Genomic DNA, 14,321 nt, shown 5'->3' with positions numbered 1-14,321 from the left:
TTGGCGAATGTCTGAGGGGTTTCACCCCTCAGACATCGCCGTCCTGAATAGGCAGAATGATTGTGTAATCACGCAGCATATTAAATAATTTATTATGACTCTTCACCCCCGCGACTGCTCGTCAATTCCAGAAATGACAGCAACTGTGGCACGAACATCCTTTCCCAAAGGAAATCCATATATGAAAATGCGCGACGAACTCGGAGTCTTGTACCAAGATATTGACTTTGTTACCTTGTTTCGAGCCGACTGCGGTCAAAGTGCGTTATCACCTGGACAATTAGCATTAATCAGTGTCATGCAATTTGCCGAGGGATTGACTGACCGACAAGCAGCAGAAGCGGTCAGAAGTCGAATTGACTGGAAGTATGCTCTGGGACTAGAAATTACTGATAGCGGTTTTAATTATTCAGTTTTAAGTGAATGGAGAAGTCGGTTAATTGCTGCGGGACGTGAAAGTCAATTACTTGATAAAATGCTAGCACATTTTCAAGATAGGGGATGGCTCAAAGCCAGGGGTAAAGCCAGAACTGACTCCACCCATGTCATCGGAGCCATCCGTAAAATGAACCGCATCGAATGCGTTGGAGAAACTTTACGTCATGCCTTAAATCAACTAGCCACTGTTGCGGATGAATGGTTATTAACAGTAGTTGATAGGGATTGGTCTGAGCGTTATAGCACGAGATTTGAGCAGTATCGCTTGCCGAAATCTGAAACTGAAAAACAAAGCTTGGTATTGACTATTGGCTGTGATGGTCATCACTTATTGTCAGCTTTGTATGACCCCTTGAGTCCTGAATGGTTGCGCTTTGTCTCTAAGCGGTAGAAATTTTACGCTGTGTCTGGATACAGCAATATGGGTGGTCGGGAGGCAAAGTTTATTGGCGAGAAGCTGATAATTTACCGCCCCACAAGCAGTTAATTACTTCCCCCTATGATACCGAAGCTCGCAATCGGACAAAAAGAGATACTAATTGGACAGGTTATACGGTACATCTTACAGAAACTTGCGATCGAGATTTGCCTCATTTAATTACTCATGTTGAAACGACACCCGCCACCACTGGAGATGTCGAAATGACTCAGGTGATTCATCAAGCTTTGCAGGGTAAACACCTGTTACCACAAGAACATATTGTCGATACTGCTTATGTTGATGCTCAACACTTGCTCACGAGTGAGACACAATTAGGTATTGAGCTTCTTGGCCCTGTACCGCCTGACTCTAGTTGGCAAGAAAAAGCTAAGCTGGGCTTTGAGCTTTCTTGTTTTACCGTTGATTGGGAGCATCGCCATGCTACTTGTCCGCAAGGCCACATCAGCAAATCCTGGCATCAACGCTCGGATCACTATGGCAATCCGACCATTCAAGTGCGCTTTCGTCGCCCCGATTGTGCTGGTTGTCCTGTTCGCTCTCAATGTACTCATTCGCCGGCACAGGCTCGTGTTCTGACTCTCAAACCTCAACCTCTTTACGAAGCTCTAGCCAAAGCTAGGGCTAGACAACATACCCAGGAGTTTAAACAGCGTTATGCCCTACGGGCTGGTGTTGAAAGTTCCCTGTCTCAAGGAATTCGTGTTTTTGGTTTGCGTAACGCTCGTTACATGGGTCTTGCCAAAACTCGTCTACAACATATTGTGACTGCTGCGGCGATGAATCTGTCAAGAATGTGGGCATTTTGGCGTAACATTCCGATTGGCTTGACCCGTATCTCTCGTTTTTCTGCTCTTTTTCCCTCTGCCTCATCATAGTTTTTTTCCACGATCGTGGGATGTTTGGTTTCACCCTTTTTTAATTCGCCAACAGTCTCTTACAACCAAGCGCTGTGGTTTGCTTCCAAAAACGTCGAGGTCTACTTTAACAGGACTTAGGGAAAAACAGCTTAAAAACACTATTAGTAGCGGTAAGGTGTGCAATGCACCCCTACAGATAGAGTTTATGCGTAAGTCCTATTTAACCAAGGCGTTATGTTTGGTATATTTCCAGGGAAACAGGGGACAGATATTAGGGCGTATCAGCTTGCCCCACAACCGTAGTACAATGGCAGCTACGGTCAATATCGCCGGGTAAGTGTCGGTACACTTTTTATACTGAGTAGTTACCTAACGGAACTGTTTGAGTCGATTTATTAGACGCTGCTATCCACGCCCGTTACTAGACGCCAGCTTTTTGCTAATGAGGAAGGGTTAAATAATGTCTAATACTTCAGGTGGAAATTTTAGTAATGAACGATTGAATAAGCTTAGTGTGCTGCACGAAATGGGAATCAACCCCTACCCTTCGTATAGCGAACAAACTGACTGTGTAAAGGCAATTATCGATGACGATAAAAAACAAGAAGGACAAACTGTTACTATTGCCGGACGCTTAGTTTTGTGGCATGTGGACGACGCCTTAACTTTGGGGTACATCCAAGATCAGACTGGACAGATTCCGATTTTTTTGCGTCAGGAGGTTCTGAAGTCCACGGATGTGTCGGCTGGTAATTTGGGATACTCTCACCTCAATTTGCTTGATGTTGATGATTTTATTGAAGTATCCGGGACTGTGATTAAAAGTCAAGGGGGTGAAACCTCTGTTCTTATCGATACCCTGCGTCTGCTTAGCAAGTCACTCAATCCCCTGCCTAATAACTGGGTATGTTTTTTTAAAAATACAACTGATATTGTGCTAACGATAGAAGACTTTCAAAATCTTATATCTGACAAAATTTTACATCCTCAGACATCAAAAATTACCATTTCTCCCTATCTAATAATTTGGAATAAGCCGAATTCAAATGGAAATTGGAGGGCAAGTGGCTATGTTGAAGTGGATGGAATATTAGAGAATAATAGACTGCGAATAGCAGGGTATACGGTCACTTCCCAAGATAAAATTAATGCTAAGGATGAAAGTGACAAGTTCATAGAAATTATTGAACTAGAACTCGAAGACATTATTATTGCATATTTTAATAAATGTCAAGTGCAAATAGCTGAAGTAGTGCAGGTTAGAGATCCAGGGTAAGGGCATCTAAATAGGATAGCCAAATCAACGATCGCGCGCAATGGCAAAACCATCACAGAATCCTATGACCGGGAGCGTAAGGGTAAGAATTTGGCGACCGCAGAATGGCCGACGGCGGACGGCCGGGCGGACTACGCTCTGTTTGTGGGGCTACAGGCGATCGCGGTTGTGGAAGCGAAGCGCCACCGCAACGATGTCTCTGGAGCTGTTAAGCCAAGCGCTCAAGAAATAAAATAAAGCTTTAAGTATTGTTATAATTAACGAAATTACTCGAAAAAAATCATAGCGATGACTTCAATTCCCCGATTTCCCGAAGAAATCTACTTAGCTATAGCTCAAAAACTCAAGTCCCGTCGTGAATCAATGAAGCTTTCACAAAGTGAAATTGCTCAACTTATTAGACGAGATCGAACAGCCGTTACTAGAATTGAAAGTGGAAATAAACGCCTAGAAGACGCTGTAGATTTATTCTTGATTTCCCAAAAGCTGCAAATTCCTATGGATAGTTTTTTTCCTGAACAACTTAGATATTTAGCTACTAAACCTATTAAAGAACCACTCTTGGTTAACCTTTTACCTAATGAAATCCAGGAAAAAATTACCATTTACCAAGAAAAAGTAGGCAGTATTAGTTCAAGCCAGTTCTACGCTTTACTAGAAATCTTTAAAGAAAACCCTTGGGGGAAATTGCGACAACATTTAGCCGAAATTCTGAAATTGTTATGCTCTACATGGGTGGCAGATAAATTAATAGAAGAAATGCAAAATATTTTACTGCCAGAACGGGGGACAAAAACTTTAAGATTTCATACGAGGCTGCTGGCTGCTGAAGTTTTATCTGCATCTTTGCTTTCGGCAGATGGCTTACTTTTACCAAAAGGTAAAGAAATTGCTATAAAAATTGAAAGCCAGCTTCAAAATATCCAACCTGATGACTATAATTTCTTTTTCTGGCTTAAAGCTTTATCAAATATAGGTCAAAGAAATAGCTCATCTGAAAAGATGACAGAAGCTTTCCCAATAATGAGACAAAAGGCAGAACAAAATCTTAGCGTTTGTCAATTAATATTTGCTTATCATTGGGGTGAATTCCAGAAAAAAGATGGTATGTTTTTAATGCCTTTTGAACGCTATCTCAATTTTTTGATTTCCAAGAGAGTTACTAACATTTTTGATCATTGTCTTAAACTTTGGACGCTGGCTATTAAATCACATCATTGCGAACATAAGATGAACTTGCTGGAAATTTTAACTAAAAGCGATACCTATCTGGATCTTGTTAACGAAGAAAAACTTTTATTAATAGCTAATGCAATATGTGCTTCAATTCATGAATTTAATTTTTGTCATAAGACAGATCCTTTAACAGGAGAGTCAGAAGTCAAGCAAAGGGAACAAATTGAGTATCTATATCACAAAATTAACCCTTTACTCCACGAAACGAATAGTACATTAGTTAAAATTTTTACGTGGACAACTATCCTGTTTTTAAACACAAAAAAAATGATTCAAGCTCCCTATGCTATTGGTTTGGAAACCGAAGTTTTATGTGAACAGCTCTTTGAATCTTTAATAAGTATTTTTCAGAATCCTCTTACTAATCCAATAGAAAAGAGTTTGATTTTTGATTCAATTTTAAGTTCTCGTATAGAAAGATATATTGTATTCATTCTTGATGCTGTTTATAAAATTTTGACCCTAGATAGTCAAGAATCAAAAGATAAGCTTTTACAATCTTTATTAATAGATGCATTGGGTCGCACAAATTGTAGGGATTTTTTAAACTTACACGAACTATCTCAAACGGATGCAAATTTTTTTAACTTTTGCTGCGATCCTTTTGGTTATATTTGCTGTAACTACCCCTTGGGTGATTTCGATGCTAAAGAAGAAGAGGGATTTATGTGTGTTGAAGATAGTTGGGTTTGCAGTGCTATTTTGAGAAGAGAATCATCTATTCTTGCTCATCGTTATTTTTTGCCAAAAAAAGGAACAATCCCCTGTCAATCAATTTCCTATAATTATAGGATTGGAGATGCTATTGGAGGCTTAGGCGTGCGATTTAATTTACCCAGCAACTATGTGTACCAAGGGGAAAAAAATCATTGGTGGATTTGGAAAATAGTGGATGAGGATGGCGATATATATACGCTTTATTCAGGGCAACTCAATTCTCTTATAATTTCTCGATTCGTTAACGAATATTTTCCCCTCGATTCTGGGTGGGTATTTTTTAAACAAGATAAATTTGTGGATGGCTTTTACTTGTATAATCCTGATGATACCCCTTTTTGGGGCGGAGCGTGGAAAATTGAAGATAGCCCAGAATCTATTGTCACATAAAACGATCTAGTTTGTGAACCATAAACTGACTAAACCTGTGAGTTAAAGGAAAGATGACTACTTTTTTGCCCTCTTTCTGCACCCTCTACTGTCACAATCGGTTTTTTAGTGGAACTTATACATTTTCTAGCCCCTAAAAGAGCTGAGAACCTCTCTACAAGGAAAACAGGTCGATGACCTAAAAACGCCTGAAACTATGCGTGAATACTAGATTTACGCCTTTTCGAGCTAAAAGTCTTTGTCCATCTAGGTTTGAAGCCATTTTTACCTAGGCTTTTGTCGCAGTCCCATTAGGAATTTTGCGAATAAATTAAGTTACTTTTTATATAACTTAGGACTTACGCATTGACAAAATAACCAAATAGTGAATTGATAAAGAGGGAACGTCTACTAACGGGTATCAGACAATCAGAAAAATAACTAAAACCTCGACAGCGCAATGCAATCTAGACATTTACACCTTATTTTTACTCTCAGAGCCAAAGTTTGGGGGGTGCAATAGGTTAGCAGAGATATTAGGAGACGTTTCACATGATAGCGTCAATCGATTTTTGTTGAGAGAGAGATATGAACCGAAAGATTTATTCAAGATCATCGAGAAAATTATTAACTTGGCAGGAGGAATACTAAGTGTAGACGATACAGTTATAGAAAAAATTTACAGCGACCCGAAAAATGCCGAGTTAATCAGTTATTTTTGGTCAGGAAAAGCCCATCAAACAATTATTGGCTTAAATTTAATTACTCTATATTACAGCGATATTAATGGGAATTCAGTACCAATTAATTACAGAATATATGACAAAAAGGAGGGGAAAACAAAAAACGATTATTTTAGAGAGATGGTAAGTGAAATAATAAGCTGGGGAGTAAAACCAAGAATAGTGACAGGAGATAGTTGGTATTCAGGAGTAGAAAACTTAAAATTTCTAAGAAACCAGAAACTGGGTTTTCTATTCGGAATTGAAAAAAACAGAACTGTCTCAAATGAGCCGCGGAAGTATTGCCAGGTAAGGACTTTAGAGATTCCCGATGAAGGATTAGTGACTCATCTGAAAGAATTTGGGTTTATAAAATTGTTTAGGAAAGATTTTAAAAAAGAAGACTCTAGACATTATATTTTATACCTGCCAGAGCCAGAAAAGGTCAAAGAGACAACCCGAAGTGAATTTATCACAATTCACGATGTTCATTGGGGCATTGAAACCTTTCATAGAGCTATCAAACAAGTCTGTGGAATTTGTCGGTTCAGGGTCAGAGATACTCAGGCGATCAAGACTCACATATTTTGCTCACTTCACGCATTTATTAAATTGGAGTTGATGCGATCTCAAAAGATAATTAGCAATTGGTATGAAGTCCAAAGGAATCTATTCACTTTAGTTGTCCGTGAGCATATTTTGGCGAACCTTAGCAATGATGTTAGAGTCTAGAATACATAGATAAGGTCTTTTGTCAATGCGTAAGTCCTATAACTGACACAGAAATCAGTTTTGCGATCACCCGTCCCAATTCTCACTCATCCCAAAATTCGTAGTGTGATACTGAGCGGGTGCCGAAGGTGGGCTAAAAAAGATCCTGTTTTCCTCGACAAAATTACTAATATTCTCTGATGATATTATGCGTAGGTAGTATCATTAAAATGTCCCGACAAACTGAGGCTACTACTTAGCTCCCGCACTGCCAATTTGCTACCAGCAGGTTTTAAGTACGGGATATTTATCTGTATCCTATATCCTCCTGTAGCCTCTGTGCGATCGCCAGATTTAATCCGGTGAAAACAGGCAAACACAAGTAACCATATACAATTCCTTACCCCCCTCGGAAGTGCGACATGAAAAAACTAATTTTACTGACTGGAATGCTACTCATGATGACGGCAAAATCAGTATTTGCCAGCCCAGTAGCCCCCAAAATAGCACCGAGCGAGCTGATGGCTGCCTCGGAAATTACAGAAACCCTTAACAAACCCGTTACCTCTGAATCAGTTCCCAACCTCGAACCGATCGAGCGAATGTCAACCTCGGAAATCCGAGAAACCATCAACCAACCCACCACCTATATTTTTGAAGGCGTCAAAGGGCGAGAACTCACTCTCTCCCTGTGGGCGGGACAACTGACAGCCGAACTGTACAGTCCCAATGGTGAAAATATGGGGGTTATTGAAAAAGCAGACAATCAGTGGATGGGCCAGTTGCCAGAGTCCGGCATCTATCGCGTGCGAGTTACCCCGAAAGGTGAAACCACCAGCTTTGTACTTGGACGCGACTTTAACGCCAAGTGGACTTATAGGCCCGATCGCGCAATTCCCATAGCATTCAAGGAAAAACAAGCCACAATCAAACTCAAAATGTCCGGCTACCAAATCCAGCCCATCACGGTTCAAGGCCAGCAGGGACAGACAATTAGGGTGACAGCTAGCAACAAAAATCTAGATCTGGCGATCGAATCTCCGATGGGACAACTCCTGGATCAAGGCGAAGGTCAAACTTTTGCTCAACTACCGGAATCCGGCACTTACCGGGTAATCGTAGTTGCCAAGAGGCCGGTCAAGTCCTCAATCCGAGTTTCTGTGCAATAGCAAAGATTCCACAAATACTCTTGAGGGCGATCGAATTTGCGTCGCCCAAAAAAACAGCTCCCCAATTGGGCGAGCTGTTTTTTGCGTAATATCGTTTGCGGTTGCATCGGAATAATAAAATCGAGTCAACAGTTAACACTCAACCATTGAGTTTTTCCACCCCCAGTCAACAGTCAACAGCCAGTCGATTTTAGATTTGAGATTGTAGATTTTAGATTTGAGAATTGACTCCACAGATGAATCTGGGATGTGGAAATTAGCTGTAAAATATTTCGCTTGTCAACTGTCAACAGTCAATCGATTTTAGATTTTCAACTGTCAACTGTCAACTGTCAACTGTCAACTGTCAACTGTCCACAGCCAACAGTCAACAGTCAACAGTCAACTATCACGGACGGTGCAACCGGAATTGATATAACATCAACCTTGGATCAGCGCTTCAAAACGTTCTTGTTTCCAAATGCAGCTTAAATCCGAGTCAGCTAAAGCTAGCTCTCGGTATAAATTAGGGATAAACTCAACAGCCCGCTGCAAATTGTCAAGGGCCAAATCAGCAAATCCCAGTAGCGCATAACAGCAAGCTTTATTGTAAAAAGCGTTAGCAAAATCAGGAGTTATTTCTAAGACTGTTTCGTAGCAAGCAATCGCCTCAGAGTAGCAGCCTTTTCGCGCCAATTCCACACCCCGGTTGTACCAAATTAAATAATCTTCAAAGGGACGCTCAGATGTAGGAGTGAACTTGGCATTTCTCTGATTTAAACCTACTAATTTCTCCAAAGCAACTCTCCGTTCGCCCACAGCATCGGCTCTGCCCGGTTGTAGAGCGATCGATCGGCTAAAACTAGCCACTGCTTGTTTGTAAAGTCCCATAGAGTTCGCAGCTATACCGCGATTGTACCAAGCCTTCGCGTCATCAGGCTTAAACTCGATCGCCCGCTCAAAACTGTTGAGCGCCTGATAGTAAAGCTTGAGTTCCAACAGGGCATTACCTCGGTTGTACCATGCCCAAGCAGCCTCCGGGTGCAAATTTAAACAGCGATCGAAACTCAGAACCGCCTTCTGGTAAAGGCCCATATCGATCAGCGTCAGTCCCCGGTTGTGCCAAATACTCGCCGCGCACGGACTGAACTCCAGAGCCCGGTCAAAACTGTTGAGAGCGTCCAACCAGCGGCCCAACTTTCCTAAAGCAATAGCCCGGTTGTGCCAGCCAAAGCTCGCATTCGGCTCCACCGCCAAGGCCTCATCAAAACTCTTCAGCGCCTCTAAGTGCCGTTCTAATTTCCCCAGAGCCATACCTCGGCCGAACCAAGCCTTATAATGATCTGATTGCAACTTCAAAGCTCTGTTAAAGTTCGCCAGGGCACCATGATCGTCGTTAGCTTCGAGGTGGCGCGAACCTAGATGGTAATACCAAGCCGCTTCCAAGTTTTGAATTAAGTTCATAATATTTTGTATCTATCTTAGGGATGATTCTACATGAAATCATACCTGGAGTAAAACTGTAATTCCACTAAAAATCTGAAAAATTTGATACAGGGCGATTGCCGGTACACAGGGCCAGTAACAACCTCAACAATTTGCGGTCGAAACTAACTATTTTCCTCTCGTAAAATGCTGTTTGAGCTAACCGCACTCATCGTTTTTTAGAGCTGCTGCGAATCTTAACTCTGTGTGAATCCCGCAACTCTTACCGCAGCCCGAATTAGGTTTGCAGTTACACAAAGAGTCCTAGGGCGCCCCAAGTCTAACTGCAAATCTGCTAGTGCTAATAGCTTCTACTTCTGCTTGCCCAATTCAAGCAACCACAACCGCTGTTTTAGCATTCTCACTCAACAGCAACTGGCCTGTGGCATCAATACTAAAATCTTTCCCCAGCAGAAAACCCTTGCCCATCAAGCGCTGGCAAACAACCAGCGCAGTAATCCGGCGAATTTCTTCCATCACGTCAGCAGGAATCAAATAACTCAAACTCCAGATTACGGACTCGCAGTCATACCAAATCAAACGCTCAATACTGACAATCATCAAAGCAGCTACACTGTCAACAGACAGCCGCCCTCTGAGATCCGCAATCAAATCCTTACCAATTAAGCTATTGCGAGTCATCATCGCTCTAGCCATCTTCCCAATTTCTTGTTCGAGTTCTAAATGATTCATGCTTGGCACTGGCTTTTATGTTTTTAAAGCACTACTAAAAGTAAAAACAGTAGCCGCTACCAGGCTCTGCCCTAGCGTAGCTGACGCAGGCTCTACCGTAAGTCCTTTTAACAAAGTATACCTAAAGAAAGAGCCAAAATGTATCTAAAGGCAGATACCCAAATATTATTTTCTTGACATAAATTGGTAAACCAATCCCCACAAGAGTTTTTACGAGCCAATTGAGTATTTATACTTGCTAGTACCCGGAGTAAAGTCGATCGATTTTAGATTTTAGATTTTAGATTTTAGATTGGTAAATTCGATACATACTTAATAAAGTAGTTACTTCGGAGAAAAAACAGCAATGGCTGCAAACCAGGCAGACATCGATATTGCCCCCTTGATCGACTACGGCCTGATCGACCCCACCGCCACGCCAGAGCAAGTAGAACACTGTTGCCAACAAGCAGAGAGATTTGGCTTTGTCACAGTTTGCGTGTATCCCGCCTACGTCCGACAAGCAGTTGAGCTGCTGCACGGCAAACGTCCCAAAGTCTGTACAGTTATAGGTTTTCCCACCGGTGCTTCGACTTCAACGGTGAAAGTTTACGAAGCTCTAGAAGCAGCAGATAATGGAGCCGTAGAGTTAGATGTCTCCGTTAACTTAGGATTGTTGAAAGCTGGAAGAATCGACGAATTCCACCGGGAATTAGCCCAAATTTGCGAAGAAACTAATCTCACCATTAAAGCAATTATCGAAAGTTCGCTCCTTTCCGATGCCGAAAAACAATTAGCGGCTGAGATTTGTATGGAAGCCGGTGCCGCCTACATCAAAACCAACACTGGCTTTTTTGGCCCGGCGAAAGTTGACGATGTGCGACTGCTGAAGGAAGTTACGAAGGGACGGATTGGGATTAAAGCTGCCGGCGGAATTCGTACTCATGAACAAGCTCTAGATTTGGTACTAGCTGGGGCAACTCGTTTGGGGACTTCTCGTGGCCCGGAATTACTCCGCCAGCGCGATAATTTAGACAATCGTTGACAGTTGACAGTTGACAGTTAACTGTTGGCTGTTGACTGTTGGCTGTTAACTGTTGATATCAAATCCGTTAGCATCGGAATAGTAAATTCCAGTTCACTGTTCACTGTTCACTGTTCACTGTTCACTGCGTCAACAGTCAACAGTCAACCGTCAACCGTCAACATCATGTATGAGTGTAACCGGAAATGATATGATTTGTATTCATTGGTCATTGATCAAGTGTTTATCATCAATTGTTTCAAGGAGTTAATAGGGAGAACTTCCCACAGCTACAAGTTTATCAATTAGCAAAAAGAATCTCAAAAGAAATATAGTTTATTGTTTTAACTGGTTCCAAGGCTCTGCCTGGGAACCCATATTTAGAGGCTCTGCCTCGGCTGGGATTAGGAGGCAGAGCCTCCGGATCTGCGTTACCAGGCAGAGCCTGGTAACGAGTATCTAATAAAAGTTCTGCGTTGCGGACTGTTTTTGCTACTGTCCTTGTAAATCTAAAATCTAAAATCTAAAATCTAAAATCGAGTGACTCGAACTTACAAAGCAACTGGAATCAATCTTAAGAGTGCGCCGATGGGGGAATCCGATCGAGTGCTGACAATTTTGACGCGGGAATTCGGCTTAATTCGAGCCGTCGCACCGGGTGTTCGCAAACACCGATCGACCATTGGCGGCAGAAGCGAATTATTTGTTGTCAACGAATTGCTAATTGCCAAAGGCCGATCGCTCGACAAAATTACCCAAGCCGACACCGTAGAATCCCATCCGGGTTTGAGCCGCAACCTCGGAAAACTCTCAGCGGCGCAATATCTGGCAGAATTGGCGATCGCCAGTGCCCTTTCCGATGAGCCCCAAGAAGAACTCTTTTGGTTGCTGGGCGAACATTTGAGCCGTTTGGAACGTTTGTCCGATCGCACAGAAATCCAATCTGCCGCCGTGCTGATTGCTCACCTCGCCCACGGCATTTTTCACTTGCTAGCCTTAGCCGGCCTCGCGCCGCAAGTCCAAGTCTGCTGCGCCACCAGACACCCGCTCATCCCAAATTTCACCGATCCCAACTGGCAAACCGGGTTTAGTATACCCTCTGGGGGAACCTTCAGCTTGTCCGAGCTAGCTAACCTAGAAGCAGAACTCTCTTCAGAAATCGGTAGCTTATACAAATCCGCTTCCCGTTCCCGGCAAACGAATGGCAGCAAACACTTGACAAATTTCGAGATAAATGCTAAGGAATTAGCAGCGTTGCAACAGTTGGCTAGTCCAGAACTAGGAGAGGGGATTGCCGATCGAACAGCTTGGGTATCAGTAGAAAATATTTTGCGGCAATATGCCCAGTATCATTTAGGTTGCACGATTCGATCGGGAAGCTCGATAGACACCTACCTAGAGAGTTTTGAGTTTTAAATTTTGAGTGTGGATTTAAATAGGTGAAGGGGCGATCGTACATCGCACCCCCAGCCTGCCGGATACCCGAACCTGCCGGTCTTTTCAGGTAAATTCTCAAGGTTGTTGCGACATCAGATAATAGATAAAGATAAAGTTACGAGATTAATAAACTTAGGGGTTAACACCTCAATTTCAAATTCCCATCCCCCCAACCTGCACCATCCCAGGCCATCCACCCCAAATCCTATGATGCGACTGTCTGATTCTGATTTGAGAATATCTGTATTAGCTGTGACCCACCACAAAATGGAAGAACGAGAAAATTTTCCCGATTTTCGCTCCGAGCCGGTCTTGGCCGATCGACAATGGAGCAACGTCCCAGACCCAGAAATGGGTAAATATCCCACAACTCCCGAAACAGAGTCAAGCAACGGCAAAAGCCCACAACCCGAAGCAATCTCCCCGGTTCCCACACCAGAGCCAGCAGCAGAACTCTCCGAAGCAGTAGCCGAAATTCCCGAAAAACAAACGGGATTTCTGCCAGTGCTCAAAAACCCCAATTTTCTAGCATTGTGGAGTGGGCAAGTTTTTTCGCAACTAGCAGATAAAGTTTATCTCGTACTGACGATCGCCCTCGTGGCCAGCCGCTTTCAAGCGCCAGATCAAACCATCAGCAGGTGGGTATCGGCAATCATGATCGCCTTTACCATTCCCGCAGTGCTGTTCGGGGCCGCCGCAGGCGTGTATGTCGATAGGTGGTCGAAAAAAGCAGTGCTCGTCGCCACAAACCTGCTGCGGGGAGGCTTTGTTTTAACATTGCCCGTGCTGCTGTGGCTTTCTGACGGGTGGGAACTCGGTCAACTGCCGCTGGGATTCTGCTTGCTGCTGCTAGTGACATTCCTAGTCTCGACGCTAACTCAATTTTTCGCCCCAGCAGAACAGTCAGTGATTCCCCTAATTGTGGAACGCCGCCACCTGCTATCGGCAAACTCCCTCTACACCACAACCATGATGGGTTCGGTGATTATTGGCTTTGCAGTCGGAGAGCCCTTACTAGCTTTAGCCGACACCCTATTTTCCCACCTCGGCGGCGGACTCGGCATCGGCAAAGAATTAGTAGTAGGGGGAAGTTACGCCTTCGCCGGAGTGCTCTTGCTGTCGATGCAAACAGGCGAAAAAAACGAAGTCGAACACGAACCGCCGCACCCCCTAGCAGATTTGCGAGACGGCCTGCGTTACATCAACGATCAACCCAAAGTCCGCAATGCTTTAATTCAACTAATTATTCTCTTTTCCATTTTTGCAGCCTTGGCAGTTCTAGCAGTTCGGCTGGCAGAAATCCTCCCTGGTATGAAAGCATCACAATTTGGCTTTTTGCTGGCGGCGGTGGGCGTGGGCATGGCTTCTGGGGCGGCGACAGTCGGCTATCTCGGCCATAAATTTTCTCACTCCCAACTGAGTTTAATCGGATCGATCGGCATGGCACTTGCTTTGATGGGCCTTTCTGCATTTACAGACCATTTGTGGCTGTCGGTGCTGTTCATTACCCTGTTGGGTTTATTTGCCTCATTGGTGGGAGTGCCGATGCAGACTACAATTCAAGCAGAAACCCCAGAAGAAATGCGGGGAAAAGTCTTCGGGCTGCAAAACAATGCCACTAATATCGCTTTGAGTTTACCGTTGGCTTTGGCCGGGGTAGCAGAAACATTTCTGGGTTTGCCAACAGTATTTTTGGCTTTAGCAGGATTAGCGATGGCTGGGGGTGTCTTAACCTGGTATATTTTCCGTAGCAGTAATAGCAAAGTCGATCGAATCTAAAAAATAAC

At 43.3% G+C, this 14,321-nt stretch carries 10 protein-coding genes and 1 pseudogene; 9 read left to right on the top strand and 2 right to left on the bottom strand.

Annotated features, from left to right (window positions below; all coding sequences use genetic code 11):
- The first annotated feature begins 94 nt into the window (after window positions 1–94).
- From QT990_RS23060 to QT990_RS23035, 6 genes and pseudogenes are all read left to right on the top strand, one after another.
- Window positions 95–1,755, top strand: a pseudogene (locus tag QT990_RS23060) (IS1182 family transposase).
- Between the two features lie 442 nt (window positions 1,756–2,197).
- A complete protein-coding gene (locus QT990_RS23055; protein WP_333142175.1) occupies window positions 2,198–3,013 on the top strand; it encodes a hypothetical protein in 816 nt (271 codons plus the stop codon).
- Window positions 3,014–3,103: 90 nt separating this feature from the next.
- Entirely contained in the window at window positions 3,104–3,250 is a 147-nt protein-coding gene (locus QT990_RS23050) for a hypothetical protein (protein WP_333142174.1), read from the top strand.
- Window positions 3,251–3,301: 51 nt separating this feature from the next.
- Window positions 3,302–5,356: a helix-turn-helix domain-containing protein gene (locus tag QT990_RS23045; RefSeq protein WP_333142173.1), complete on the top strand. Its 2,055-nt coding sequence runs from the start codon at window positions 3,302–3,304 to the stop codon at window positions 5,354–5,356.
- A gap of 407 nt (window positions 5,357–5,763) precedes the next feature.
- On the top strand, window positions 5,764–6,789 hold the full coding sequence (locus QT990_RS23040) for an IS701 family transposase (protein WP_333142225.1): 1,026 nt from the start codon (window positions 5,764–5,766) through the stop codon (window positions 6,787–6,789).
- A 401-nt stretch (window positions 6,790–7,190) separates the two neighbouring features.
- Complete coding sequence (locus QT990_RS23035) at window positions 7,191–7,937, top strand: hypothetical protein (protein WP_333465793.1); 747 nt, start codon at window positions 7,191–7,193, stop codon at window positions 7,935–7,937.
- Window positions 7,938–8,357: 420 nt separating this feature from the next.
- Here the strand turns inward: QT990_RS23035 and QT990_RS23030 are convergent, their stop codons facing one another.
- Window positions 8,358–9,380 carry a tetratricopeptide repeat protein gene (locus QT990_RS23030; RefSeq protein ID WP_333142171.1) on the bottom strand — a complete coding sequence of 341 codons (1,023 nt, stop codon included), beginning with the start codon at window positions 9,378–9,380 and terminating at the stop codon, window positions 8,358–8,360.
- A 351-nt stretch (window positions 9,381–9,731) separates the two neighbouring features.
- Entirely contained in the window at window positions 9,732–10,094 is a 363-nt protein-coding gene (locus tag QT990_RS23025; protein WP_190731986.1) for a hypothetical protein, read from the bottom strand.
- Between the two features lie 346 nt (window positions 10,095–10,440).
- Here QT990_RS23025 and deoC point away from each other — a divergent pair, with 346 nt between their 5' ends.
- From deoC to QT990_RS23010, 3 genes are all read left to right on the top strand, one after another.
- Window positions 10,441–11,118: a deoxyribose-phosphate aldolase gene (deoC, locus tag QT990_RS23020; RefSeq protein WP_333142170.1), complete on the top strand. Its 678-nt coding sequence runs from the start codon at window positions 10,441–10,443 to the stop codon at window positions 11,116–11,118.
- 519 nt (window positions 11,119–11,637) lie between these two features.
- Entirely contained in the window at window positions 11,638–12,513 is an 876-nt protein-coding gene (gene recO / locus QT990_RS23015) for a DNA repair protein RecO (protein WP_333465792.1), read from the top strand.
- A gap of 228 nt (window positions 12,514–12,741) precedes the next feature.
- Window positions 12,742–14,313: an MFS transporter gene (locus tag QT990_RS23010; RefSeq protein WP_333465791.1), complete on the top strand. Its 1,572-nt coding sequence runs from the start codon at window positions 12,742–12,744 to the stop codon at window positions 14,311–14,313.
- Window positions 14,314–14,321 lie beyond the last annotated feature (8 nt).

The sequence above is a fragment of the Microcoleus sp. T3_B1 genome, assembly GCF_036700445.1.
Lineage (GTDB): Bacteria > Cyanobacteriota > Cyanobacteriia > Cyanobacteriales > Microcoleaceae > Microcoleus.
This window is presented reverse-complemented; position numbering and strand designations above follow the sequence as displayed.

What these genes read in the sequence shown, in the direction of transcription:
- QT990_RS23025 (WP_190731986.1), bottom strand. Translation starts at nt 10,094, where the DNA reads ATGAATCATTTAGAACTCGAACAAGAAATTGGGAAGATGGCTAGAGCG.
- QT990_RS23045 (WP_333142173.1), top strand. Translation starts at nt 3,302, where the DNA reads ATGACTTCAATTCCCCGATTTCCCGAAGAAATCTACTTAGCTATAGCT.
- QT990_RS23055 (WP_333142175.1), top strand. Translation starts at nt 2,198, where the DNA reads ATGTCTAATACTTCAGGTGGAAATTTTAGTAATGAACGATTGAATAAG.
- QT990_RS23030 (WP_333142171.1), bottom strand. Translation starts at nt 9,380, where the DNA reads ATGAACTTAATTCAAAACTTGGAAGCGGCTTGGTATTACCATCTAGGT.
- QT990_RS23035 (WP_333465793.1), top strand. Translation starts at nt 7,191, where the DNA reads ATGAAAAAACTAATTTTACTGACTGGAATGCTACTCATGATGACGGCA.
- QT990_RS23010 (WP_333465791.1), top strand. Translation starts at nt 12,742, where the DNA reads ATGATGCGACTGTCTGATTCTGATTTGAGAATATCTGTATTAGCTGTG.
- deoC (WP_333142170.1), top strand. Translation starts at nt 10,441, where the DNA reads ATGGCTGCAAACCAGGCAGACATCGATATTGCCCCCTTGATCGACTAC.